Below are 23,516 nucleotides of genomic sequence, written 5' to 3'. Positions count from 1 at the left end.
AGAAGATGCGTATCGGTGTCCTTACATCGATGATCGTCGCGGCGGCCCTCGTGGCCGCCGCGCCGGCTCATGCGCAGCGCGCGAGCCTGGCCGACCGCGTTTCCGCGCTCGAGCAGCAGGCCATGAATTCCCAGGCCAACACCGACATCCTGAACCAGCTCAACCAGCTGCGGACGCAGATGCAGTCGATGGAGGCCACGATCGAACAACTGCAGCACAACAACGACCAGCTCAAGCAGCAGATCAAGGACCAGTATCTGGACCTGGATGGCCGCGTGGGCCGGCTCGAAAGTGGTGCAGGGGCAGGGGCGCCGCCGCCGTTGCCGCCGGCCAATGGCGCAGCACCGGCTGCCGCACCGGCCGCGCCTGCGGGCAAGCCGGCCGCCGCCGCCGAGCCGCCGCCGTCGGTGCACGGCGACGCCGGCACCCTGGCTGCCGCCGGCGACGAGCGGGCGGCCTACAACGTCGCCTTCGATGCGTTGAAGGCCGGCAAGTACGCCGACTCGGCGAACCTGTTCCAGAGCTTCCTGCAGGCCTACCCGAACGGCGTGTATGCGCCGAACGCGCTGTACTGGCTCGGCGAGAGCTATTACGCCACCAAGAACTTCCAGTTGGCCGAGGCCCAGTTCCAGGACCTGATCGGCCGCTACCCGACCCACGACAAGGCGCCGGGCGCCCTGCTGAAGCTGGGCCTGTCCCAGTACGGCGAGGGTCGCGTCCAGGACGCCGAGCAGACCCTGCAACAGGTCGGCGCGAAGTATCCTGGGTCCGATGCCGCGCGGACCGCGCAGGACCGTCTGCAGTCGATCCGTATCGGCCAGCAGTTGCGCTGAGCCCCTTACGCTGCCGCCGCTGTTGCGGGAGCACTCTTCTCCCGCCATGGCCGCCGTTCCCAGCGATATCGTCCAAAGCCCGCTGCCCCGCCTGAAGCTGACGGAGATATTCCTGTCGCTGCAGGGCGAGGCCGAGAGCGCCGGCTGGCCCACCGTGTTCGTGCGCCTGACCGGCTGCCCGCTTCGCTGCAGCTACTGCGACACCGCCTATGCCTTCCACGGCGGGCAATGGTGGGACATCGACGCGATCCTCGAAGAGGTGGCGCGCCACGGCGTGCGCCACGTGTGCGTGACCGGCGGCGAGCCGCTGGCGCAGAAGCGCTGCCTGCAGCTGCTGCAGCGCCTGTGCGACGCCGGCTACGACGTGTCGCTGGAGACCTCCGGCGCGCTGGACATCGCCGAGGTCGACCCGCGCGTGTCGCGTGTCGTCGACATCAAGACCCCGGCGTCGCAGGAAGCGCATCGCAACCGCTGGGAGAACCTGCCGTTGCTGACGGCGCGCGACCAGATCAAGTTCGTGCTGTGCGGTCGCGCCGACTACGAATGGGCGCGTGGCGTGGTCGCCGAACATCGGCTCGATACGCGCTGCACCGTCTGGTTCTCGCCGAGCAAGAGCGAACTGACCGCGCGCGACCTGGCCGACTGGATCGTCGCCGACCGCTTGCCGGTGCGGTTCCAGATGCAGTTGCACAAGCTGCTGTGGAACGACGAGCCGGGCCGTTGAGAAGCCGGGATTGGGGATCGGGGATTCGGGATTCGTAGAAGCCCTCCCGGTCACCTGTCACGTGCTGTAGCTTTGCGAATCCCCAATCCCCAATCTCCAATCCCGGCCTCCCAATGAAAAATGCCGTCGTCCTTCTCTCCGGTGGCATGGACTCCGCCGTCGTCGTCGCCATCGCCCGTGCGCAGGGTTTCGCCGTGCATGCCCTGAGCGTGCGCTACGGTCAGCGCCATACGTCCGAACTGGATGCGGCCGCGCGTGTCGCTACGGCGCTCGGCGCGGTGGCGCACAAGACCGTCAACGTCGACCTGCGCAGCATCGGCGGCTCCGCGCTGACCGACGACATCGAGGTGCCGGACGCCGGTGGTGACGGCATCCCGGTCACCTACGTGCCGGCGCGCAACACCATCATGCTGTCGGTGGCGCTGGGCTGGGCCGAGGTGCTGGGCGCGGCAGACATCTTCTGCGGGGTCAACGCGGTGGACTACTCGGGCTATCCCGATTGCCGCCCGGAGTTCATCGAGGCGTTCCAGACCCTGGCCAACCTGGCGACCAAGGCCGGGGTGGAGGGCGCCGGACTACGCGTGCATGCGCCGTTGCAGCACATGAGCAAGGCCGACATCGTGCGCGAGGGCATGCGCCTGGGCGTGGATTTCGGCCTGACCGTGTCCTGCTACCGTGCCGACGACGCCGGCCGCGCCTGCGGCCACTGCGACGCCTGCCGCCTGCGCGCGGCCGGCTTCGCCGATGCCGGCGTCGCCGACCCGACCCGCTACGCCTGATTTCGCGAAACGCCCCGCCCTGGGGTAGACTACGCGCCCCGGTGCAACGCCGGGGTCTTGTTTTGGGCCGTTAGCTCAGTCGGTAGAGCAGAAGACTTTTAATCTTTTGGTCGATGGTTCGAATCCATCACGGCCCACCACTCCTCTCAGCGGGTTAGGCATCGCCTTTGGCGGTTTTTTTGCCAACCCCTGAAAACACTCCTGAAAAACGACCGCAGTTCGCTGGTTCCACGCTCGGCATTGCGTGTTCGTCGCGTTGCCGCATCGACTCGGTTTTGTGGCCATCAAGCTCTTTATCCGAGCATTTGAGGGCTCAAGGGTTCAGGCCGTGTGGCGCAGCGTGCTCGTCCACGGCGATCACGCTCTTGTCGGTTGCTGGCGGCCATCGTGGCGCTTCATGAGGCGACCACGAGAGCCGGTACATGCCTGTCGTCTCGGGCGCCGGCGTCGCTGTATTGATGCTGCCTTGGCTGCCGACTTCCCGATTACTCACCCCAAAGGCTGCAGCAGCAACGAGACGCACAGCCCCAGCATGAACAGTGCGACTGCCGCATCCAGCAGCCGCCATGCAGCGGGTTTGCGGAACACCGGCTGCAGTAGCCGCGCGCCATAGCCCAGGCTGCAGAACCAGGTCACGCTGGCCAGGCAGGCGCCAAGGGCGAACGCCCAGCGCAAGTGTCCTGGATAGCGGGTGGAGAGGCTGCCCAGCAGCACCATGGTGTCCAGGTAGACATGTGGATTGAGGAAGGTGAAGGCCAGGCAGGTCAGCAGGACGCGCTGCCAGCTCCGCTGATCCTGGCCTTGCGCCAGCAGGCCGCCACTGCCGCGCCAGGCACGTCGCGCCGCCAGCAACGCGTACGCGCCGAGGAAGGCCGCGCCGCCGAAGCGCAATGCCTGCAGCACGCCCGGCCAGGCATCCACCACGGCCCCGATGCCGGATACGCCGAGGACGATCAGCGCAATGTCGCTGGCGGCGCAGACGGCTACGACCAGGCCGACATGCCGACGCTGCAGCCCCTGGCGCAGCACGAAGGCATTCTGCGCGCCGATCGCGACGATCAGGCCGGCGCCGGCGACGAGGCCGGCCAACAGTGCGTGCAGCCACATGCGCGATGTCCTGGTAGTTGGGGCGAGCATGCTGCACGCCACACCATGATTAGCCAAACTCATTTTTCTGTAGGCTGTGAAGAATCTCTAATCTGATCGCTGCCATGGACCTGCTCCACCCCCAGCTGTCCGCCTTCGCCGCCGTGTTGGAAGAGGGGAGTTTCGAGGCCGCCGCGCGCCGCCTGGCGCTGACCCCGTCGGCGGTGTCGCAGCGGATCAAGGCGCTGGAGGACCGGCTCGGCCAGGTGCTGATCGTGCGCCTGGCTCCATGCCGGCCCACGCCCGCCGGCGAGCGCCTGTTGCGTAGCGTGCGACCGATGCAGGTCTTGGAGACCGAGGCAGTGGCCGACCTGCTGCCCGCGCCCGCCGGCAGCGCCACCGCGCGCAGCATCGCGATCGCGGTCAACGACGACTCGCTGCAGACCTGGTTCCTGGACGCGCTGGCGGCCCTGCACGACGCGCACGGGTTCCTGTTCGACATCCGCGTGGATGACCAGGACCACACGCTGGAGCTGCTGCGCAGTGGCGCGGTGCTCGGTGCCGTTACTTCCGTCGGTCAGGCCTTGCAGGGCTGCAATGTGCTGCCGCTGGGCGCGATGCGCTACCGCGCGATCGCCTCGCCGGCCTTTTTCGACCGCTATTTCGCCGACGGCCTGGATGCGGCGGCGCTGGCCCGCGCCCCGATGATCGTCTACAACCGCAAGGACGCGCTGCAGGCGCGCTTCGTGCGCCGCATCACCCGCTCGCGGCTGAGCCCGCCGATGCACTACCTGCCAACCTCCGTCGGTTTCGTCGAAGCGGCCGCGCGTGGGCTGGGCTGGTGCCTGGCGCCGGAACAGATGCTTGCGGCCGCCTTGCGCCAACGGCAGATCGTCGTCGTCGACCCGCAGCGCTGGCTCGACGTGCCGCTGTACTGGCAGCACGTCGCGGTCCGTTCCAGGACCCTGCAACAGATCGGCCAGGCCATACGCAGTGCGGCGCAGCGCATGCATGGGCACGTGCAGCCGGTCTGAACGGTTCTGCGCAATGCCGTGCGGCGGTGATGCGGGTTGAGCGCTTACGCGGTTGCGTTCTGGGATCGCGGAGATCGGGGATCGGATGCCGCTGTGGATCAACCGACATGCTTCGTTGACCGCTTATCGCGTCTCGGCAGCTCGCCCACTTCGCCGACCACGCGTGCATCGGCGGCGGTCGACCATGCGCGGTACACGCAATCAACCCGAACGCGCGCTGGCTGGCACGCGGGTGGTTCATCGATGTCCCGCGCCGTAGGCGCCCGAGCTCGAGTATCGGGCGGACCCAAACCGCGCTACCCGCGCGCGGTACTGAAGATCCCGGCCAGGCTTTCACTGAGGATCAGCTGCAGGTGCATGCGGTTGAGCTCCACGCCGGTGGTCATCATCATGTGCAGGCCGCCGCACATCGCCGCGACCGCGTAGACGCGGGCCTGGAACTCCGCTTCGCTGCCGCTCCAGCCGTGGTCGCGCAGCATGCGCCGCAGCAGGTCGCCCAGGTTCTGCACCAGGGACACGTTGAGCCGGCGCGCGTACTGCGCCAGTTCGGGATCGCGCGCCGCGGCCAGGTCCATTTCCAGGTCCAGGCGGCGGCGCCGCTGGTTGGCGTCGGTCACCAGCCAGTCTTCGAGGGCACCGGCGATGAAGGTGGTCGCGTCCTGGTGCGGCGGCGGTTGCAGCAGCCACATCGTGCGGATCGCGCGCTCGTAGCCGCGTTCCATCAACGCCTGGACCAGGCTGCGCTTGTCGTCGAATTGCCGACGCACAGCGCTGCACGAAACGTCGGCACTACCGGCGATCAGTTCGAAGGTGGTGGCGCCGAGGCCGTTCTCGACGATGCAGCGCTCGGCTGCATCGAGGACGTCATCGTGCAGGCGCTGCTCGCGTTCGCGGGCGCTGTGCAGCCGGACTACGTTGGACATGGCGTGAGTTCGGGGGGAAGCGGTGCCAATGAAGGGGGACATCTGCCCGGAGCCCGCCGCCGAGGCGCACGCTGTTGCATGTGGCCATCGCGCGCGGAACGCCGGTGCAGCGCGATTGTAGACGCGATGCGGCGTGGTCGCGCGTGCGGTGGCAAGTCGGTCGATCCCGTAGCCATGAGCGTGACCACCGGCACGCTTGTGCGACTTCTCGCGTCGCGCCTGCAATGAGAGCGGCAGGCATTGCGGCACGATCGGGCGCGTCGACTTGCGAAACAGCGTAGGCAGGGACGTGGCGGGATGCAGCGCTGCCGGCAACACACGAAGAGCTGCCGGGTGTGAAGACTGCGGACGGGAACAGGAAAAACGCGCTGCCGAAGCTTCCTGGCAGCGTTCGCACCCGCTTGGTGACGCGGTATCGCGCTGCGGTTGGTCGCGCTTACCAGCCGAACGGCGGCGGGCCGTAGGCGCCGGGGTAGTAGCCGCGTCCGAATACCGGCCCATCGCCGCGGCCGACGCTGATGCTGATGCCCATCTGCCGCGGCTTGCCGTCGTCGGTGTAGGAGGTCTTGCACAGGTTCAGATTGGCGGCCTGGTAGTTGCTGTTGCCGCCATGCGTGGAATAACCGATGCCGGTGGCGACGCTGCCGTGCACGTCGCCGTTGCAGCGGTCGGCCTGCGCCTGCAGGGCCTCGGCGCGCGCCTGGTCGGCGGCTGCTTTCTGCGCCGAGGCCGAGGTGCCGCTGGTATCGCCGTAGTAGGCACCCGGCGGATCGGCCTTGGTGCCGGGATCGGCATAGGTGATCGGCTGCTGCGGCACGCTGAGGTCGAGCTTGCGCTTGGCTGCCTCGCTGTCGCTGGTGGCATCGGCGGTCTGGGCCAGGGCCGGGCCGGCAAGCAGGGTGCAGGCGAGGAGAAGGAGGCTGCGGTTCATCGGGCATCTGCCAGAAGAGAGGGGCCGGGCGGGGCTGGTTGCACGCTCCGCCATGACGCTGACGCTATCAATACCACGTTGAACCCGGCCTGTCGGCGCCGCGGGCGCTCCACGCAGGGGCGACGGCCGGCGAGCAGGCGCCGGTGCCGCGCCTCAGCCCTGCGCGTGCACCACGTCGAGCAACTGCTGACCGTATCGGGCCAGCTTGCTGCCGCCGATGCCGCCCACCCGCGCCAGTTCGTCCAGGCTGGTCGGGCGCTGCTCGGCGATGTTGCGCAGGGTGCTGTCGTGGAAGATCACGAAGGCCGGCACGTTCTGCTCCTTGGCCAGGCCGGCGCGCAGGTCGCGCAGGGCGTTGAACAGCGGCAGGTCCTGCGCCTGCACCGGCACGCCGGTACGTGGACTGCCGCTGCGGTCGCCGCGCTCGCGGCCGCGGCTGGGCAGTTCGCGGCGCATCATGATCTTGCGTTCGCCCTTGAGCACCTGGCGGCTGGCGTCGGTGAGGCGCAGGCCGCCGTAGGCGTCGCTGTCCACTTCCAGCAGGCCGGTGGCGACCAGTTGCCGGAACACGCCGCGCCAGGCGCGCGCGTCCAGGTCCTTGCCGATGCCATAGGTGCTGAGCTGGTCGTGGCCGAACTGCTTGATCTTCTCGCCCTCGTTGCCGCGCAGGATGTCGATCAGGTGGCCGACGCCGAACCGCTGGCCACTGCGGTAGACGCAACTCAGCGCCTTCTGCACCGCCACGGTGGCGTCCCAGGCGTCGGCCGGCTGCAGGCAGTTGTCGCAGTTGCCGCAGGGCTGCGGATAGGTCTCGCCGAAGCTGGCCAACAGCACCTGGCGGCGGCACTGCATCGATTCGCAGTAGCCCAGCAACTGGTCGAGCTTGCGCCGTTCCACGCGCTTGCGCTCTTCGCCGGCCTCGCCCTGCTCGATCATCTGCTTGAGCAGCACCACGTCGCCCAGCCCGTAGCACAGCCAGGCCTCGGCCGCCTCGCCGTCGCGGCCGGCGCGGCCGGTCTCCTGGTAGTAACCCTCCAGCGACTTGGGCAGGTCGGTGTGGGCGACGAAACGCACGTCGGGCTTGTCGATGCCCATGCCGAAGGCGATGGTGGCGCACATCACGATGCCGTCCTCGCGCAGGAAGCGGCGCTGGTTGTCGGCGCGCACTTCGGCCGGCAGGCCGGCGTGGTAGGGCAGGGCGTTCAGGCCTTCGCGGGCCAGGAATTCGGCGGTCTCCTCGACCTTGCGCCGCGACATGCAATAGACGATGCCGGCGCTGCCGCGGTGCGCGCGCAGGAAGTCCAGCAGCTGGCGCCGCGCGTTGTCCTTCTGCACCACGGTGTAGCGGATGTTGGGGCGGTCGAAGGAGCTGACGAAGTGGCGGGCCTGCGCCAGGTCCAGGCGCTCGGCGATCTCGCGCTGGGTCGGCGGGTCGGCGGTGGCGGTGAGGGCGATGCGCGGGGTCTGCGGCCAGCGCTCGTGCAGCACGGTGAGCTGCCGGTACTCGGGCCGGAAGTCGTGGCCCCATTGCGATACGCAGTGCGCCTCGTCGATCGCGAACAGGGCGATGCGGCTGCGCTCGATCAGCGACAGGAAGCGCGGGGTCAGCAGCCGTTCCGGGGCGACGTACAGCAGGTCCAGTTCGCCGGCCAGCAGGGCGCGCTCGACCCGCTGCGCGGTCTCGCCGTCCAGGGTGGAGTTGAGGTACTCGGCGCGCACCCCGAGCTGGCGCAGCGCCTCGACCTGGTCCTGCATCAGTGCGATCAGCGGCGAGATGACGATACCGGTGCCGTCGCGCAGCAGCGACGGGATCTGGTAGCACAGCGACTTGCCGCCGCCGGTGGGCATCAGCACCAGCGCATCGTGGCCGGCAGCGACGTGTTCGACGATGTCCTGTTGCGGGCCGCGAAACTGGTCGTAGCCGAAGACGCGGCTGAGCAAGGCGTGGGCGGGGGAAGACATCCGTCTAGGATACCTTGCCGCGCAAGGGCGGTTGGCTTCCGGATTTGCGCAAGAGCGCGTCAGGCGAATGCGCGCTTTTCTGTAGGAGTCGACAGTTGCCTGAGGCTATGACGAATGAAGCCTGCCTGGCCCGCGCTAGGAAGGCGTCGGGAGTGAAGTCCCTCCCACAGTGCACCCAGCTAGCGCCCTGCAGGTTCCGGTTGGAGCGGCGCTTGGCTCCTTTGGGGATTGGCCGCGACGGGGCCTGGTCACGCGCGCCGGTCGCGGCTGAAGCCGCTCCTACAAGGGAGCCAGGCGTGACGAGGCAGCGATCGGCATGCATTGCCGCCCAATCCGGGCGACGGAGCGAGCGCAGCGTCGCCTGGGCCCAGCTCGGCGTGCCCTGCCTGCCAGGCAGGCAGGGCGCCACCCCTTACTGCAGCAGCGAGCGCAGCATCCAGGCGTACTTCTCGTGGGTCTGCAGGCGCTGGGTCAGCATGTCCACCGACGGGTCGTCGCCGGCGTCGTCGGCGGTCTTGAGCACCTTGCGCGCGGTGCGGCACACCGCCTCGTTGCCGACCACCAACTGGCGCACCATCTCGCGCCAGTCGGCGCTGTCGCTGAGGCCTTCCTCTTCCGGGATCGAGGTCAGCGCGGCGTACTCCTTGTACGACCCCGGGGCGTTGAAGCCCAGGGCGCGGATGCGCTCGGCGACGTCGTCCAGCGCCGCCCACTGCTCGGTGTACTGGGTCTCGAACATCAGGTGCAACGAATTGAACATCGACCCGGTCACGTTCCAGTGGAAGTTGTGGGTCTTCAGGTACAGGGTGAAGGCGTCGGCCATGTAGTGCGACAGGCCGTCGGCGATCTTCTTGCGATCGCCGCCGCCGATCCCGATATCGATATTGGGCGCGGACGGCGCCAGCCCGGCCAGCGGCTGGCCGGCGAGGGCCTTGCTGGCGGAGTTCTTGGTCTTGCCGGGGGTCTTGCTCTTGGCCATTGGAGTTCCTCCTGGGGGTTACGGACGAGATGGCGTCACAATAGACAGACTAAAGCATGTGCTGTGATTCAACGTTCAATGGCATCCGATTGATGAACGCTATCGAAAAACCTTCCGTGCCGGCACGCCTGCGCGAACGCCGTGCCGCGATCGACGGCGCGCTGACCCGCGACCGCGGTCGCTTGCTGGGCCTATGGTCGCGCTGGCAGGCCGCGCCCGGCAATGCCGCGCTGGAAACGGCGTTCGAGCAGGCGCTGCAGACGTCGCAGGCGCGCTGTGCCGCGCGCGCGGCGCAACACCCGGCGATCACCCTCGACCCGCAGTTGCCGATCGCGCGCGAGGCCGAGCGCATCGTCGCGCTGATCCGCGAGCACCAGGTGGTGGTGATCGCCGGCGAGACCGGTTCGGGCAAGACCACGCAGTTGCCGAAGCTGTGCCTGGCCGCCGGTCGCGGCGCCGCCGGCATGATCGGCTGCACCCAGCCGCGGCGCATCGCCGCGCGTGCGGTGGCCAGCCGCGTGGCCGAGGAGCTGCGCACGCCGGTGGGCGAGACGGTGGGCTTCCAGGTGCGCTTCAACGATCGGGTTGGCGAGCAGACCCGGATCAAGTTCATGACCGACGGCATCCTGCTGGCCGAGATCGCCAGCGACCGCTGGCTGTCCAGCTACGACACGATCATCGTCGACGAGGCGCACGAGCGCAGCCTCAACATCGATTTCCTGCTCGGCTATCTGAAGCAGTTGCTGCACAAGCGCCCGGACCTGAAGGTCATCGTGACCTCGGCGACGATCGACACCGCACGCTTCGCCGCGCATTTCGACGATGCGCCGGTGATCAGCGTGGAAGGCCGCACCTATCCGGTGGAGGTGCGTTACCGGCCGCTTGAGGAGCCGGGATTGGGGAGTGGGGATTTGGGATTGGAAGAAGCGCGCGAGCCCCAACGTTCGCCGCGAACCGCCTCAGCGAATCCCGAATCCCGAATCCCCACTCCCGGCCTCTCCGTCAACGACGCGATCGTGGCGGCGGTGGACGAGATCACCCGGCTGGACCCGCGCGGCGACGTGCTGGTGTTCCTGCCCGGCGAGCGCGAGATCCGCGATGCGCACCATGCGCTTGAACGGCGCAAGTACCGCGAGACCGAGGTACTGCCGCTGTACGCGCGTCTCTCCAACGCCGACCAGGACCGGGTGTTCAACCCCGGCCCGCGGCGGCGCCTGGTGCTGGCCACCAACGTCGCCGAAACCTCGCTGACGGTGCCGCGGATCCGCTACGTGATCGATCCCGGCTATGCACGGGTCAAGCGCTACAGCCCGCGGCAGAAGCTCGACCGCCTGCATATCGAACCGATCTCGCAGGCCAGCGCCAACCAGCGCAAGGGCCGCTGCGGCCGCATCGCCGAGGGCATCTGCTACCGGCTGTACGCCGAGGCGGATTTCCAGGCGCGGCCGGCGTTCACCGATCCGGAAATCCGCCGCTCCAGCCTGGCCGGGGTGATCCTGCGCATGCTGCAGCTGGGGCTGGGCCGGATCGAGGATTTCCCGTTCCTGGAGCCGCCGGACGAGCGCGCGGTGGCCGATGGCTGGCAGCAGCTGGTGGAACTGGGTGCGGTCGGCGAGCCGGACCGGCATGGCCTGCGCAAGCTCACCGAGATCGGCCGCAAGATGGCGCGGCTGCCGGTGGACGTGAAGCTGGCGCGGATGCTGGTGGCGGCGCAGCAGCACGGCTGCCTGCGGCCGATGCTGGTGATCGCCGCGTTCCTGGGCATCCAGGACCCGCGCGAGCGCCCGCCCGAGGCGCGCGAGGCCGCCGACAACGCGCACGCCAAGTTCGCCGATGCGCGCTCGGAGTTCGTCGGCATCCTGCGCCTGTGGGACGGCTACCGGCAGGCGCACGAGGACCTGACCCAATCCAAGCTGCGCGACTGGTGCGGGCGGCATTTCCTCGGCTTCCTGCGCATGCGCGAGTGGCGCGAACTGCACCGCCAGTTGCATCTGCTGTGCGCGGAGCTGGGCTGGACCGAGGAACCGGTGGCGGCCTCGCTGCAACCGTTGCTGGCCGGCGCCGCCGCGCCGGCACCGGCGCGCGATGCCGAGACCGCGGCGCGCGCCACCCGCGGGCAACTGCACCGTGCCGCGCGTCTGGCCCGCGAAGGGCGTGGCGCGCCGACCACGCCCGTGTCGGCGGCGGCCCCGACCCCAGCGCCGGCGCCCGCCGATGCGGGCGAGGCGCCGCGTGCCAGCGAACGCGAGCGCGCCGCGGCCTACCAGGCCTTGCACCGCGCCTTGCTGGCCGGCCTGCCGACCCAGGTCGGCCACCGCACCGAGAAGGGCGATTTCCTGGCGCCGCGGCAGCGTCGCTTCCTGCTGTTCCCCGGTTCGGCGCTTGCCCGCAAGCCGCCGCCGTGGGTGCTGCCGGCGACGCTGCTGGACACGCAGAAGGTGTGGGGCCTGACCAACGCCGCGATCGAGCCGGATTGGGTGATCGCCGAGCTGCCGCACCTGCTGGCGCGCAAGCATTTCGATCCGCACTGGTCGCGCGCGCAGGGGCAGGTGCTGGCCTCCGAGCAGATCAGCCTGTTCGGGCTGGTGCTGGCGCCGAAGAAGCCGGTGCACTACGGCCGCATCGATCCGTCCGGCGCGCACGAGCTGTTCGTGCGGCAGGGCCTGGTGCCGGGCGAGATCAACACCCGCGCCAGCTTCGTCGCCGACAACCAGAAGGTGCTGGCGCAGGCGCACGAGGAAGAGGCCAAGCTGCGCCGCGCCGGCATCGTCGCCGACGAGGACTGGCAGGCGCGCTGGTACCTGGACCGGATTCCCGGCGAGATCCACTCCGCCTCCGGCCTAGACGCCTGGTGGAAGGCGCTGGCGCCGGAGCAGCGGCGCACGCTGCACTGGTCGCTCGCCGACCTGCTGCCGGGCGAGGGCAGCGAGGCCGAGCGTTATCCCAAGTACTTCCCGCTGGGCGATGCGCGGCTGCCGCTGCACTACCGGTTCGAACCGGGCGCGGCCGACGACGGCGTGACCCTGGAGGTGCCGGTGCATCTGCTCAACGCGCTGGACCCGACGCGGCTGTCGTGGTTGGCGCCGGGCTTCGTCACCGACAAGGCGGCGGCGCTGATCCGCAGCCTGCCCAAGGCGCTGCGGCGCAACTACGTGCCGGCGCCGGACTTCGCCCGTGCGTTCTCCGAGGCGTTCCCGCAGCCCAGCGCCGACGATCTCCGTGGCGAGCTGGCGCGCTTCCTGCAGCGTGCCACCGGTGCGCCGCTGAGCGCGCTGGTGTTCGACGAGAGCACGCTGGAGCCGCATCTGCGCATGAACCTGCGCCTGCGCGACGATGCCGGCAAGGTGCTGGCCGAATCGCGCGACCTGGACGCGCTGCGTGCGCGCTTCGGCGAACGCGCCGGGCAAGCCTTCGCCGCGCGGGCCGGCCGCGCCATGGCCGCGACCGGGCTGCGCGAGTTCCCGGCGACGCCGATCCCGCAGCAGGTCCCCGGCGAAGCCGGGGTGCCGGCCTATCCGGCCCTGGTGGACGAGGGCGACAGCGCCGCGCTGCGCATCTTCGCCGACCGTGCGCAGGCCGAGGCGGCGCATCCGCGTGGCGTGCGCCGGCTGCTGGAGATCGCCCTGGCCGACAAGGTCAAGCAGGCGCGCAAGCAGTTGCCGGTGTCGCCCAAGACCGGGCTGCTGTATGCGGCGATCGAGTCGCAGGAACGCCTGCGCGGGGATCTGGTGGAGGCGGCCTTGAATGCGCTGCTGGAGCAGGGGCTGGAGGCGATCCGCGACGCGGACAGTTTCGCCCAGCGTCGCGATGCCGCCGCCAAGCAGCTGTTCGGCGAGGCGATGGAGCGGCTGAAGCTGGCCGAGGCGATCATGGGCGCGGCCGCCGAGTTGAAGCCGCAACTGGAATCGCCGCTGATGGGCTGGGCCAGCGGCAACCTCGACGACCTGCGCGCGCAATTGGCGGCGCTGCTGCATGCGGGCTTCCTGCGCGAGACCCCGGCCACCGCGCTGGCGCAGTTCCCGCGCTATCTGCGGGCAATGATCCTGCGCGCCGAACGCGCCAAGCGCGATCCGGCTCGCGACCAGGCGCGCATGCTGGAGCTGAAGCCCTTCGTCGACGCACTGGCCGACGCGGCCGCGGCCGGCCGCAGCGGCGATCCACAGTGGCAGGCGCTGCGTTGGGACCTGGAAGAACTGCGCGTGTCGCTGTTCGCGCAGGAGCTGGGTGCCCGCGCGGGCATTTCGGCCAAGAAGCTGGCGCAGCGGGTGGCTGGACTGCGATGATGACCAGCCGTTCGGCTGTGGAAAGCCGGGAGTGGGGATTGGGGATTGGTGGCGGGGTTTCCGCGCTGTTCTTGGGCTGTCCGTGATAACCGCGCTGCTCGCGTTGGCAGCTTTCTTGTGGGAAGGACTGCAGTCCCGATGCTCAGGCGGCGATGCGTCGGGGCTGAAGCCCCTCCTACAAAAGAGATAGGCCGTGTGGGTGTGGTGACGGCCAACCGCACTGCAACGATTCGTCGTTCTCGCTCTTGCGAATGCAGCAGATCGCAGTGGAGTCGTGCCGATACCGTCGTAGGAGCGGCTTCAGCCGCGATTTTTTTGCGTCAACGCGTCGCGGCTGAAGCCGCTCCTACAGGTCCATCGCTTGCTGTCGTGTGCCGTTCGTTCGGCGCATCGGCAGTGCGCTCGTTGTGGGAGGGGCTTCATTCCCGACGCGTCTGGCGGCAATGCGTCGGGACTGAAGTCCCTCCCACAAAAGAAATGCGCCGGGTCGAGTAGCAAGCTACTTGCGCTGCAATGGCGCGTCTTTTTGGTGCCAAGCACCGAGGCGGTCAGTATCTTGCTGCTGCGCTGGTAAGAGCGGCTTCAGCCGCGACGCATGGCACCAACACGGTCGCGGCTGAAGCCGCTCTTACGGGATGCGGTGGCTGCGCTTCGACACTGCAGCTTGCAGGAATGCTGCGAATCCCCACTCCCGCATCCCCAATCCCCGCCCCTCAATCATCCACCCGCTCGCCCATCAGCTCGCGCTGGCGCTTGTCCAGTTCCTCGGCGTAGCGCTTGCGCACGAAGCTTTCGCTGAGCACGCCCAGCACCTTGCCCTGGTCGTCGACCACCGCCAGTTCGTCGCTCTGGGTCAGGTCGAACTGGCGCATGGCGGTGACCACGTCGGTGTCGGCGGGCAGGGCCACGTCGCGGTTGCCGGCGTAGTCGACAATGGCTGCGTCGGCGTTGACGCCGTCGGCATAGGCGGCCGCCAGGGTGACCAGGCCGGCGTAGTGGCCGCTCTCGTCCTCCAGCACCACGCGGGTGCCCGAGCCGAGCGGGAAGCGGCGGCGGAACTCGGCCACGCTGGTGGTGGCGGCCAGCGGATGCACGTCCTTCTGCATCATCCGCCCGGCGCTGAGGTGCTTGACCCAGCCCACGTCGCGCGCGCTCCTGATGGTTTCGCCGCGCAGGTGCAGGCGCCAGGTGGAGAACGAGTAGCCGAAGATCTGGCGGACGATGGTGTTGGCCACCAGCACGGCGACCATCACCGCGCTGGCCAGTACGAAATCGTGGGTGCCTTCCAGCACCAGCATCGCCATCGTCATCGGCGCGCCGATCACCGCGGCGGCCATCGCCGCCATGCCGGCCAGCGAAGCGGCCGTGCCGTCGACCAGGGCCATGCCGCTGCCGAGATTCAGCACGCCGGCGAACAGCCCGCCGACCAGCGACCCCATGAACAGCGAGGCGAAGAACAGGCCGCCGCGGAAGCCGAAGCCCAGCGAGATGGCCGAACCCAGGCACTTGAGCAGCAACAGGATGCCCAGCCAGCGCAATGAGGTCGGGCTGGTCAGGTCCAGGTGCAGTGCGCCGTGGCCGGAGGACAGCACCTGCGGCGTGATCAGCGCCAGCGGGATCAGCAGCAGGCCGCCGGCGACCGGGCGCGCCCAGCGCGGCAGCGGGCTGCGGTTGATGGCCTGTTCGATCGCGCCGATCAGGCGCATCACCGCGACCGCCAGCAGGGCGCAGAGCACGCCCAGCAGCGCGTACAGCACGTAGTCGCGCGCCTCCAGCGCCGAGGCCGCCGAGGCCGGCAGCAGGTACGGCTGCACCCCGGCCAGTTGCGACACGAACACCGCGCCCAGCGAGGCCACCGCCACCGGTGCCAGTGCCGACGGCGAGTACGCGCCGATCACGATCTCGAAGGCATAGAACGCCCCGGCCAGCGGCGCACCGAACGCGGCGGCAATGGCCGCGCCGGCACCGGCGCCGACCAGGGTGCGGATGTCGGCACGGCGCAGTCGCAGTACCCGGCCCAGATGCGAGCCGCTGCCGGCGCCCATCTGCGTATACGCCGCTTCCAGGCCGACCGAGGCGCCGACGCCGTTGGAGAACAGGGTCTGCACGGAGACGATCAGATTGTCGCGCATCGACATGCGTCCGCCGTACAGCGCGTTGGCTTCGACGGCGTCGACCAGTTGGCGCTTGCGCGCGCGCGCGGCCATGCCGAGCAGGCCGACCAGCAGCCCGCCCAGCGGCAGCACCAGCAACTGCTGCACGCTCAGGTCCGACATGGCGCTGAGCCGCTCGTCGGCCTCCAGGCCATACAGCCAGGCCTGCGCACCATGCGCCAGGCTGCTCTGCAGCAGGGTCAGCAGGCCGGCGATCACCCCGACCAGCAGCGCCAGGACGATGAACCACACATCGCTGGCGCGCAGGCGCCGGCGCAGCGCATCGGCGAGGCTGTGCGAGGCGTCGGCCAGGCCCGGCCGCGGACGCAGGTTCACGACACGCGTTCCTATTTGACGCGACGAACTTTGGCGCGGGTGTTGTAGTTGTCGATCTGCATGTACCACACGCCCATGATCCCCGGGGTGATCTTCACCTTGGGCGCGGTGCGGTGCACGCCGGGCAGGCTCGCCGCTTCGGTCTGCTCCCACTCCTGGCCATTGGCCAGCACATATTTGCGGCCCTTGGCGAAGCCGGAGAACTCACCAACCAGGGTGCTCTCGATCGGCTCGGCGCTGCCGAAGTCGAAGAAGCCGCGGTTCTTGGTGATCACCTCGCGGCGGCCTTCCTCCTTGGCCTTTTCCAGCGCCACCGCGGTTTCCTTGGCGACCTTGCCCTGCAGCCAGTCGTTCAGCGCGGCCAGTTCCTGTGGCGACAGCTTGTCCAGCCCGGCGGCCTTGAACTCCTGCGGCGACATCTGCGTCTGCAGATCGCCGGAGACGGTGCGCTGGGCGAGCGCCGGGGTGGCGGACACGGCGAGCGCCGCGCACAGGGCCAGGGGAGCGAGACGCGCAAGGGACATGGCGGGGATCCGGGCAGTGGGATGCGCCGTAGTGTAGTCGCAAGCGCGCGGTGTCTGACGCCCGCGGCGGCCAATCGGCCCAGCCCCGGGGCCGTTCGCATCGCCAGCTGCCGGTCGATGGGTGCCACGGCGCTTGTCCACGCAATCGGCCCTTTCGCCCCGCATATGTCCCGCTCGCCCCACAGGGCACGCCCGCCTGGAACGCCGTGGGTAAACTTGCCGATCATGAACCCGCCCTCTTGTCCGCCACGGGCAGGCGCCCTCGCTGCCAGCGGTGCGATGTCCACTCCGAAAGCGCTGACCGGGTTGTGGGTGGCGTTCTGGCTGCTCATGATCGGCGTGTCCGTGCAGGAGCGCCTGAGCAACCCGCAGACCCACTGGTGGGAAGGGGTGCTGTCGGAGGGAAGTTCCGCGGTGGTCGCGACCGTCTGGATCTGGCTCGCCGTGCGCGTGCGCGGACGTTATGCGGCCTATCTGGACCGGCCGCTGATCTGGTTCGGCAGCTACCTGCGCTGGTTGCCGGTGATCGCCGTCACCTTCATCGTGGCGGTGTATGCGCTGCGGCACGGGATCTATGCCGCAATGGGCTTCACCTACGAGCATCCGGGCTGGCGCTCCCTGTTCGTGTACGAGACCACCAAGCTGAGCGTCTTTGTCGGCCTGTGGCTGGGGATTCTGTTCGGGCTCGAGTCCCATGACCAGTGGCAACTGCAGCGGAACCGTCTGCTGCAGACGCAGAAGGCGCTGGCCGAGGCACAGCTGGCGCAGCTTCAGGGGCAGCTGCGCCCGCATTTCCTGTTCAACGCGCTCAACACGGTCTCCTCCGTGATGCACAGCGACGTGGAACGCGCCGACCGCCTGCTGGCCGCACTCGGCGACCTGCTGCGCACCAGCCTTGGCACCATCGAGAACGAGATGACGCCGCTGTCCGCGGAACTGCGCACACTCGAGCGCTATGCGGACATCATGCGCGAGAGGTTCCGCGATCGGGTGACGCTGACATGGCAGGTGGACCCCACACTGCTCGATGCCAGTGTCCCTGCGCTCCTGCTGCAGCCCTTACTGGAGAACGCGTTCAAACATGCCGTCGAGCCCACGTTGGTGCCCGTCGCCATTGCGGTCAGTGCGCGACACGCAGGCGGCTCGCTGGAGATCGTGGTCCACAATTCCTGCTCCGCCCTGCCGGCGTCGGCGCCGGGGACGCAGGACGGGGTGGGGTTGCGCACCTGCCGGGCGCGCCTGGGCATCCTCTACGGCGCTGCCGCCTCCTTGATTGTGCGTAACGAAGGCGACGGCGTTGCCGCGCGCGTCTCGATCCCGCTGGCGGAGCCCAGGCGATGATCCGCGCCGTGATCGCCGACGACGAAGCGCCCGCGCGCGAAAAGCTCGAGCGCTGGTTGGCGGAGCAGCCCGGCATCGCGGTGGTCGGATCGGCCGAGGACGGATTGTCCGCGGCCCTGTGCATCAAGCAGCAGCGCCCGCACGTGGCCTTTCTCGACATCCAGATGCCCACGCTGTCTGGGCTGCAGGTCGCGGCGCAGCTCGAGCCGTCGAGCGCGCCGCTGATCGTGTTCGTGACCGCCTTCGATGCGCATGCCGTGAAGGCGTTCGACCTCAATGCGATCGACTACCTGCTCAAGCCTTACGACCGCGACCGGCTCGCGCTGACCGTGCAGCGTGTGCGCGAGCGGCTCAGCGCGCACGAGTCCGGGGCCGCGGCGGTGGCGATGGGACGCGCGCGCACCCCTGCATGCGAGCGCCTGCTGGTGCCCGATGGCGAGCGGCTGCAGCTGATCGATGCGACCTCGATCGAATGGCTGGAGGCAGACGGCAACTACGTGCATGTGCATACCCCCGCGCGCACCTATCTGATGCGCAGGACGCTGCAGGACCTGCTGGCGCAGCTGGGCGAACAGCGCTTCGTCCGCATCCACCGGTCGGCCGCGGCGAACCTCGCCTGCATTGGATCGCTGACGCCGCTGTTCAAGGGCGACTACGACCTCCATCTCCGCAACGGCCGCACCCTGCGGCTCAGCCGGCGCTATCGCGACGCCTTGTTCGCGCGCATGGGCGGGTAGCGTCCGCCTCGCCCCGGCGGGCCTCCTTTCACCCCAAATCCGCTGCTGGCCGGCTGCCGTTCGCTCAGGCTCCCTGGTATCGCGGAGAACAGGGGCCCAATCGATGCTTGCCACCACACGCCCGCAGGAGCGCTACGACTTCCTGGACTGGTTGCGCGTCATCGCCATTTTCGTCCTGTTCTTCTTCCATACCGGGATGATCTTCGTCGGCTGGGGCTGGCATATCGTCAACAGCCAGACCATTCCGTCGCTGCAATGGCCGATGGATATCGCCCACCGCTTGCGCATGCCGTTGCTGTTCGTCGTCGCGGGGGCCGGCATGTGGTTCGCGCTGCAGCGACGCAGTACCGGGCAGTTCCTGCAGGAACGGACGAAGAAGCTGCTTTTGCCGCTGATCGTCGGCATGTTTCTGGTCGTGCCGCCGCAGATCTACTACGAGCGGCTGCTGCATGGACAATGGAGCGGACGCTATCTGGATTTCTACCTGACACGCGTTCTGCAATTGAAGTTCTACCCGGCCGGGGATTTCGGCTGGCACCACCTGTGGTTCATCCTGTACCTCTACGCGTACGTCCTGTTGCTGCTTCCCGGGATGCTGTGGTGGAGGCGAGCCGCAAGGCGGATCGCGCCAGGAACGTGGCTGTTCCTGCTGGGAATTCCGCTCGGCATCAACGAAGCCCTACTGAAGCCGCGGTTCCCGGAGACGCACAATTTCGTCAGCGATTGGTACATCTTCGGCCAATACCTGCTGCTGACGGCATATGGATACTTCATGGCATCCATGCCCGGTGTCTGGAAGTGGCTCTCCGATATGCGCAGGTGGTCGCTGGTCCTGGGGCTGGCGGCGTTCTTCTTGTTGATCTCGCTGTTCAGTCTGGGGGTCATCGAGCACGACTCCCTGATCGATCAGGTGGGCGCCAATGTCTTCACCTGGCTGTGGATGATGGTGTTTCTCGGTTACGGCTATCGCTATCTCTCGCGGACGAACCGGGTGCTTGCCTGGGCGAAAGACGCAAGCTATCCCGTTTACATCCTGCACCAGACGATCATTGTCATCCTCGGCTACTACGTCATCCAGTGTTCGTGGGGGCCCTGGATCAAATACGTCGTCATCCTGCTCCTCAGCATGGCCGCGTGCCTTGTGCTCTACGAGGGAAGCCTGCGCAGGTTTGCATGGCTGCGCCTGGTTTTCGGGATGAGGGAAAAGCTTCCGCGCGCCGGTCGTCTTTCGAAATGACGTTGCTTTTTGCCGCCTGTACTTTCCATCGCGGGTGCCGGCGCCGAAGAAGCCGTGGTTCTTCAACTTGGAAGCCAGGCGCGCAATGGCCGTGGCGGCAATCCGGGCAGCAGAATGCGCTGCAATGTAGCCGCACGTCGTGACGGCGCGTGGCCGGCAAGATTGCCGCCGGCCACGCCGGCTCGACAGCTCAGTCGTCGGCGGCCGCGGCTGTGGCCGGCGCGCGGGGCGGCCGCCGGTACACGAAGGCCGGCGCCGGCGCGGCGGCTTCGCGCTGCGCCAGCGCCTGCAGCGCGGCGTGCGCCGGGGCGCGTTCGCAGACCGGGTCCAGCGTGGCGGCGTCGCCGCTCAGCGCCAGCGCCTGGCAGCGGCAGCCGCCCCAGTCGATCTCGCGCTTCGGGCAGCCCTGGCACACCTCCGGCATCCACGCGCTGCCGCGGAAGCGCACGAAGGCCTCGCCGTCTTCCCAGATCGCCGCCAGCGGGCGCGTGCGCAGGTTCTCGAACACCATGTCCGGCAGGGTCTCGGCGGCATGGCAGGGCAGCACGTCGCCGCGCGGGGAGATGTTGACGAAGCGCTGGCCCCAGCCGCCCATGCAGGCCTTGGGCCGGTGCGCGTAGTAGTCGGGGGTGACGAAATCGATGTGCAGGCGGTCCTGCAGCCGCTGGCGGGCGGCGTCCACCGCGGCGACAGTGGCGTCGATCTGCGCGCGGCTGGGCATCAGCGCGGCGCGATTGCGCAGGCCCCAGCCGTAGTATTGGGTATGGGCCACTTCCAGGCGTTCGGCGCCGAGGTCCAGCGCCAGCTCGATCATCGCCGGCACGCGTTCGGCGTTGTGGCGGTGGATCACCGCATTGATCGTCAGCGGCAGGTCGAGGGCGCGCACTGCCGCGGCGAACGCGCGCTTCTTCGCCAGGCTGTCGCGGTAGCCGGCGATGCGGTCGGCGCCGGCGGCGTCGGCGTCCTGGATGCTCAACTGCACGTGCTCCAGCCCGGCCGCGGCCAGGTCCGCCAGCATCGGCGCGCCGCCGGCCACGCCGGAGGTGATCAGGTTGCTGTACAGGCCCAGCGCGCGCGCATGCGCGACCAGCGCGGGCAGATCCTTGCGCAGCATCGGTTCGCCGCCGGAGAAATGCGCCTGCAGCACGCCCATCGCCGCAGCCTGGTCCAGCGCCGAGCGCCAGCCGGCGGTGTCCAGTTCCTCGCGCAGGCCGGCCAGTTCGATGGGGTTGGAGCAGTACGGGCAGGCCAGCGGGCAGCGGTGGGTCAGCTCCAGCAGGATCGACAGCGGCGGCGGCACCGGCGCGCTCATGCGCGCAGCAACCGCTTGGCGTGCAACTGCTGCGCCAGCTCGCACACGTCGCGTGCGACCTCGTCCGGCTCGGCCTCGAATTCGGCGGCCAGTTCCGCGGCGATCGTCGCCAGGCTGCGATTGCCGTCGCAGCGCGAGACGATGGCGTGCGCGATCTCGTCCAGTTCGATCACCCGCTCCGGCGCCAGCAACACCCACTGCGCGCGGGCGCGGTCGTGCTGCAGGCGTACGCCGGCGGCGAGCCGTGGCTGGCTGCTGGCGTCCAGTACGCTCATGCCGGGGCCTGTGCCGGGTCCGGGGCGAATGCGTCCGGCCAGGCCACGCCCGGCTGTACGTAGGCGAAGTGCAGCGCATCCAGTTGCGACCACAGCACGCCGCACTTGAAGCGCAACGCGTCCTGCACCAGTTTCTGCTTCTCCACGGTGTCGGCGTGGCGCTTGACGTAGTCGAGGGCGAAGTCCGAATCGCGCGGCGCCTCGTGCAGGCGATGCTCGAAATACGCCAGCGCCTCGCGCGAGACGAAATCGTAGTGCTGCAGCATGCCGGCGACGCGGTGGCTGATGATGCCCGGCGCGAACAGTTCGGTGAGCGACGACGCGATGGCCTCGAGCAGGCTCTTCTCGCGCACGAAGTGCAGGTAGCCCTGCACCGCGAAGCGGGTGCCGGGCAGCAGGCCGCGGCCGGACTGCACCAACTCGCGATCCAATCCCAGCGCGTCGGTCAGGTGCAGCCAGCGGGCGATGCCGCCTTCGCCGTCGGCGCTGCCGTCGTGGTCGACGATGCGCTGGCGCCAGATCCGGCGCAGCGCCGGGTCGTCCATGCGCGCCAGGATCGCCGCGTCCTTGAGCGGGATGCAGCGCTGGTACTCGTAGCGGTTCAGCGCCCAGGCCTGGACCTGGCCGCGGTTCAGGCGCCCGCTGTGCAGCAGGGCGTGGAAGGGATGCTGGTCGTGGTACAGCCGCGCGCCGATCGCGCGCAACGCGGTTTCCAGCTGTTCGGGGCTCAGCAATGTGGGCACGGGCTTGGTCTCGCAGGGGCTGGATGAGCAGCGGTCACAGTGCGATCTCCATGCCGTCGTGGGCCACGTCCCAGCCGTGCGCAGCGACCGTGGCGCGCTCGGGGGAGGCGGCGTCGAGGATCGGGTTGGTGGTGTTGATGTGGATGAAGATCTTGCGTGCCACCTGCAGGTCGGCGAAGGCGCGCAGGGTGCCCGCCTCGCCATCGATGCTCATGTGGCCCATGCGCTGGCCGGTCTTGGTGCTGACGCCAAGCTGCACCAGTTCGTCGTCGCGCCACAGGGTGCCGTCGAAGAACACCAGCTCGGCGCCGCGCAGGCGCGCGCGCAGGGCATCGGTCAATACGGCGCAGCCGGGGATGTAGTGCACGCGGTGCCGGCCGTCGTCGATGGTCAGGCCCAGCGTCTCCTCGGCGGAGCCGGCCAAGTCGCCGCTGTGGCGGCTTTCCATGAACAGCGGCACCTTGCCCGGCACCGCGAACGGCGTGACCTGCAGCCCCAGCAGCGACAGCGGCATGTCCAGGGCGAAGGGGTGGCGATGCACGTAGGCCGGGTGCAGGGCGTCGAACACCGGGTTCTGCGCCAGCAGCTCGAGCACACGGCCACTGGCGTACAGGTCGAAGCGCTGGCTTTCGCGCATCGACAGCAGGCCGGCAATGTGGTCGATCTCGCCGCTGGTCAGCAGCACCGCCTCGATCGGCGAATGGCGCTGCTCGCGTTGCGGCCACAGCGCCGGGGTGGCCAGCACCTGCTGGCGAAAATCGGGCGAGGCGTTGATCAGCAGCCAGCGCTGGCGGTCGACGCTGACCGCGATGCTGGCCTGGGTACGGCGTTGGGCACCCGGATGTTGCTGCCACGCGCGTTGGCTCGCGGGCGTGTGGCAGTTCCACTGCGGGTGCCCTCCGCCTGCCGCCGATCCCAATACGATGAGGTGCATCCGGTCTCCGTCTTTAGCGCATGGCCGGTCGCGCGTCGGTCGCGGGAAGGGAGGAGCGCGCGGGTCAGAGCTCGCCGGAGGCGTAGCAGTTGATTTCCGCGCCGACGCAGATCTCGCGGATCACAGGCTTGTTCCACTTCTTCATGTGCGTTCCTCTTCGAGTCGGTCTAGGGGTCGACGGCCGCGGCGCATGCAGAACAGCAGCGGGTGGCCGTCGCGTTCGAGCATAGGCGCGGGGGTCGGGGCGGTTGTGAAATTCCGGTAAAAGCGCCGCAAGTCGCAACCGGGTCACAGTGAGTTGGCGGTGCGTATCTGCGCCGCACGCCGCGGGCGCGCCGTCGGCGCAATTGTGAGAACGCGCACAAGCGCGCTAGTGTAGGCGGCACCGTT

General features: G+C 68.9%; 20 protein-coding genes and 1 tRNA gene. 9 read left to right on the top strand and 12 right to left on the bottom strand.

Features of this window, described 5'->3' with window-relative positions:
* Nucleotides 1-5: 5 nt before the first annotated feature.
* The 4 genes from ybgF (at nt 6) to FHR66_RS17640 (ending at nt 2,476) form a co-directional block, all read left to right on the top strand.
* Nucleotides 6-833 (top strand): tol-pal system protein YbgF, encoded by an 828-nt coding sequence (gene ybgF / locus FHR66_RS17655; protein ID WP_202394930.1) that lies wholly within the window; start codon nt 6-8, stop codon nt 831-833.
* Nucleotides 834-879: 46 nt separating this feature from the next.
* Nucleotides 880-1,557: a 7-carboxy-7-deazaguanine synthase QueE gene (queE, locus tag FHR66_RS17650; RefSeq protein ID WP_167087989.1), complete on the top strand. Its 678-nt coding sequence runs from the start codon at nt 880-882 to the stop codon at nt 1,555-1,557.
* 113 nt (nt 1,558-1,670) lie between these two features.
* Nucleotides 1,671-2,336 (top strand): 7-cyano-7-deazaguanine synthase QueC, encoded by a 666-nt coding sequence (gene queC / locus FHR66_RS17645; protein ID WP_160969810.1) that lies wholly within the window; start codon nt 1,671-1,673, stop codon nt 2,334-2,336.
* Between the two features lie 64 nt (nt 2,337-2,400).
* Nucleotides 2,401-2,476, top strand: a tRNA-Lys gene (locus tag FHR66_RS17640).
* Between the two features lie 349 nt (nt 2,477-2,825).
* Here FHR66_RS17640 and FHR66_RS17635 read toward each other — a convergent pair.
* A complete protein-coding gene (locus FHR66_RS17635; protein ID WP_160969809.1) occupies nt 2,826-3,443 on the bottom strand; it encodes a LysE/ArgO family amino acid transporter in 618 nt (205 codons plus the stop codon).
* A gap of 104 nt (nt 3,444-3,547) precedes the next feature.
* Between FHR66_RS17635 and FHR66_RS17630 the strand changes: the two genes are divergently transcribed.
* Entirely contained in the window at nt 3,548-4,456 is a 909-nt protein-coding gene (locus FHR66_RS17630) for a LysR family transcriptional regulator ArgP (protein WP_160969808.1), read from the top strand.
* A 296-nt stretch (nt 4,457-4,752) separates the two neighbouring features.
* Here the strand turns inward: FHR66_RS17630 and FHR66_RS17625 are convergent, their stop codons facing one another.
* The 4 genes from FHR66_RS17625 to FHR66_RS17610 all read right to left on the bottom strand — a co-directional run bounded on the left by FHR66_RS17625 (nt 4,753) and on the right by FHR66_RS17610 (nt 9,251).
* A complete protein-coding gene (locus FHR66_RS17625; RefSeq protein WP_160969807.1) occupies nt 4,753-5,379 on the bottom strand; it encodes a TetR/AcrR family transcriptional regulator in 627 nt (208 codons plus the stop codon).
* A gap of 436 nt (nt 5,380-5,815) precedes the next feature.
* Nucleotides 5,816-6,310 carry a hypothetical protein gene (locus FHR66_RS17620; RefSeq protein ID WP_160969806.1) on the bottom strand — a complete coding sequence of 165 codons (495 nt, stop codon included), beginning with the start codon at nt 6,308-6,310 and terminating at the stop codon, nt 5,816-5,818.
* 153 nt (nt 6,311-6,463) lie between these two features.
* A complete protein-coding gene (recQ, locus tag FHR66_RS17615; protein ID WP_160969805.1) occupies nt 6,464-8,272 on the bottom strand; it encodes a DNA helicase RecQ in 1,809 nt (602 codons plus the stop codon).
* A 412-nt stretch (nt 8,273-8,684) separates the two neighbouring features.
* Nucleotides 8,685-9,251 (bottom strand): Dps family protein, encoded by a 567-nt coding sequence (locus FHR66_RS17610; RefSeq protein ID WP_160969804.1) that lies wholly within the window; start codon nt 9,249-9,251, stop codon nt 8,685-8,687.
* A 92-nt stretch (nt 9,252-9,343) separates the two neighbouring features.
* On the opposite strand from FHR66_RS17610, the gene hrpA reads away from it, so the two are divergent.
* Nucleotides 9,344-13,534 carry an ATP-dependent RNA helicase HrpA gene (hrpA, locus tag FHR66_RS17605; protein WP_167087987.1) on the top strand — a complete coding sequence of 1,397 codons (4,191 nt, stop codon included), beginning with the start codon at nt 9,344-9,346 and terminating at the stop codon, nt 13,532-13,534.
* A gap of 713 nt (nt 13,535-14,247) precedes the next feature.
* Here the strand turns inward: hrpA and FHR66_RS17600 are convergent.
* Together FHR66_RS17600 and FHR66_RS17595 are read right to left on the bottom strand one after the other, a co-directional pair.
* Nucleotides 14,248-16,023 carry a chloride channel protein gene (locus tag FHR66_RS17600; RefSeq protein WP_160969802.1) on the bottom strand — a complete coding sequence of 592 codons (1,776 nt, stop codon included), beginning with the start codon at nt 16,021-16,023 and terminating at the stop codon, nt 14,248-14,250.
* Nucleotides 16,024-16,034: 11 nt separating this feature from the next.
* A complete protein-coding gene (locus FHR66_RS17595; protein ID WP_160969801.1) occupies nt 16,035-16,547 on the bottom strand; it encodes a hypothetical protein in 513 nt (170 codons plus the stop codon).
* Nucleotides 16,548-16,826: 279 nt separating this feature from the next.
* On the opposite strand from FHR66_RS17595, the gene FHR66_RS17590 reads away from it, so the two are divergent.
* The 3 genes from FHR66_RS17590 (at nt 16,827) to FHR66_RS17580 (ending at nt 19,862) form a co-directional block, all read left to right on the top strand.
* On the top strand, nt 16,827-17,888 hold the full coding sequence (locus FHR66_RS17590) for a sensor histidine kinase (protein WP_160969800.1): 1,062 nt from the start codon (nt 16,827-16,829) through the stop codon (nt 17,886-17,888).
* Nucleotides 17,885-18,625 (top strand): LytR/AlgR family response regulator transcription factor, encoded by a 741-nt coding sequence (locus FHR66_RS17585; protein ID WP_160969799.1) that lies wholly within the window; start codon nt 17,885-17,887, stop codon nt 18,623-18,625. The genes FHR66_RS17590 and FHR66_RS17585 overlap by 4 nt, the downstream gene beginning before the upstream one ends.
* Nucleotides 18,626-18,728: 103 nt before the next feature.
* Nucleotides 18,729-19,862, top strand: coding sequence for an acyltransferase family protein (locus FHR66_RS17580; protein ID WP_160969798.1), 1,134 nt, complete (start codon nt 18,729-18,731; stop codon nt 19,860-19,862).
* Nucleotides 19,863-20,052: 190 nt separating this feature from the next.
* On the opposite strand, the gene pqqE is transcribed toward FHR66_RS17580, so the two are convergent.
* The 5 genes from pqqE to pqqA all read right to left on the bottom strand — a co-directional run bounded on the left by pqqE (nt 20,053) and on the right by pqqA (nt 23,271).
* Nucleotides 20,053-21,174, bottom strand: a complete 1,122-nt coding sequence (gene pqqE, locus FHR66_RS17575; protein ID WP_167087985.1) for a pyrroloquinoline quinone biosynthesis protein PqqE — start codon at nt 21,172-21,174, stop codon at nt 20,053-20,055.
* Nucleotides 21,171-21,449, bottom strand: coding sequence for a pyrroloquinoline quinone biosynthesis peptide chaperone PqqD (gene pqqD / locus FHR66_RS17570; protein WP_160969795.1), 279 nt, complete (start codon nt 21,447-21,449; stop codon nt 21,171-21,173). The genes pqqE and pqqD overlap by 4 nt, the downstream gene beginning before the upstream one ends.
* On the bottom strand, nt 21,446-22,192 hold the full coding sequence (pqqC, locus tag FHR66_RS17565) for a pyrroloquinoline-quinone synthase PqqC (protein WP_160969793.1): 747 nt from the start codon (nt 22,190-22,192) through the stop codon (nt 21,446-21,448). The genes pqqD and pqqC overlap by 4 nt, the downstream gene beginning before the upstream one ends.
* A gap of 34 nt (nt 22,193-22,226) precedes the next feature.
* Nucleotides 22,227-23,126, bottom strand: coding sequence for a pyrroloquinoline quinone biosynthesis protein PqqB (gene pqqB / locus FHR66_RS17560; protein ID WP_160969791.1), 900 nt, complete (start codon nt 23,124-23,126; stop codon nt 22,227-22,229).
* A 64-nt stretch (nt 23,127-23,190) separates the two neighbouring features.
* Nucleotides 23,191-23,271: a pyrroloquinoline quinone precursor peptide PqqA gene (pqqA, locus tag FHR66_RS21180; RefSeq protein WP_010344287.1), complete on the bottom strand. Its 81-nt coding sequence runs from the start codon at nt 23,269-23,271 to the stop codon at nt 23,191-23,193.
* Between the last annotated feature and the right edge of the window lie 245 nt (nt 23,272-23,516).

Source organism: Xanthomonas sp. F4 (genome assembly GCF_011761895.1).
The sequence above is the reverse complement of the archived record's forward strand: the minus strand, read 5'-3'. Positions and strand labels throughout refer to the sequence as shown.

What these genes read in the sequence shown, in the direction of transcription:
- ybgF (WP_202394930.1), top strand. Translation starts at nt 6, where the DNA reads ATGCGTATCGGTGTCCTTACATCGATGATCGTCGCGGCGGCCCTCGTG.
- queE (WP_167087989.1), top strand. Translation starts at nt 880, where the DNA reads ATGGCCGCCGTTCCCAGCGATATCGTCCAAAGCCCGCTGCCCCGCCTG.
- queC (WP_160969810.1), top strand. Translation starts at nt 1,671, where the DNA reads ATGAAAAATGCCGTCGTCCTTCTCTCCGGTGGCATGGACTCCGCCGTC.
- FHR66_RS17635 (WP_160969809.1), bottom strand. Translation starts at nt 3,443, where the DNA reads ATGTGGCTGCACGCACTGTTGGCCGGCCTCGTCGCCGGCGCCGGCCTG.
- FHR66_RS17630 (WP_160969808.1), top strand. Translation starts at nt 3,548, where the DNA reads ATGGACCTGCTCCACCCCCAGCTGTCCGCCTTCGCCGCCGTGTTGGAA.
- FHR66_RS17625 (WP_160969807.1), bottom strand. Translation starts at nt 5,379, where the DNA reads ATGTCCAACGTAGTCCGGCTGCACAGCGCCCGCGAACGCGAGCAGCGC.
- FHR66_RS17620 (WP_160969806.1), bottom strand. Translation starts at nt 6,310, where the DNA reads ATGAACCGCAGCCTCCTTCTCCTCGCCTGCACCCTGCTTGCCGGCCCG.
- recQ (WP_160969805.1), bottom strand. Translation starts at nt 8,272, where the DNA reads ATGTCTTCCCCCGCCCACGCCTTGCTCAGCCGCGTCTTCGGCTACGAC.
- FHR66_RS17610 (WP_160969804.1), bottom strand. Translation starts at nt 9,251, where the DNA reads ATGGCCAAGAGCAAGACCCCCGGCAAGACCAAGAACTCCGCCAGCAAG.
- hrpA (WP_167087987.1), top strand. Translation starts at nt 9,344, where the DNA reads ATGAACGCTATCGAAAAACCTTCCGTGCCGGCACGCCTGCGCGAACGC.
- FHR66_RS17595 (WP_160969801.1), bottom strand. Translation starts at nt 16,547, where the DNA reads ATGTCCCTTGCGCGTCTCGCTCCCCTGGCCCTGTGCGCGGCGCTCGCC.
- FHR66_RS17590 (WP_160969800.1), top strand. Translation starts at nt 16,827, where the DNA reads ATGTCCACTCCGAAAGCGCTGACCGGGTTGTGGGTGGCGTTCTGGCTG.
- FHR66_RS17585 (WP_160969799.1), top strand. Translation starts at nt 17,885, where the DNA reads ATGATCCGCGCCGTGATCGCCGACGACGAAGCGCCCGCGCGCGAAAAG.
- FHR66_RS17580 (WP_160969798.1), top strand. Translation starts at nt 18,729, where the DNA reads ATGCTTGCCACCACACGCCCGCAGGAGCGCTACGACTTCCTGGACTGG.
- pqqE (WP_167087985.1), bottom strand. Translation starts at nt 21,174, where the DNA reads ATGAGCGCGCCGGTGCCGCCGCCGCTGTCGATCCTGCTGGAGCTGACC.
- pqqD (WP_160969795.1), bottom strand. Translation starts at nt 21,449, where the DNA reads ATGAGCGTACTGGACGCCAGCAGCCAGCCACGGCTCGCCGCCGGCGTA.
- pqqB (WP_160969791.1), bottom strand. Translation starts at nt 23,126, where the DNA reads ATGCACCTCATCGTATTGGGATCGGCGGCAGGCGGAGGGCACCCGCAG.
- pqqA (WP_010344287.1), bottom strand. Translation starts at nt 23,271, where the DNA reads ATGAAGAAGTGGAACAAGCCTGTGATCCGCGAGATCTGCGTCGGCGCG.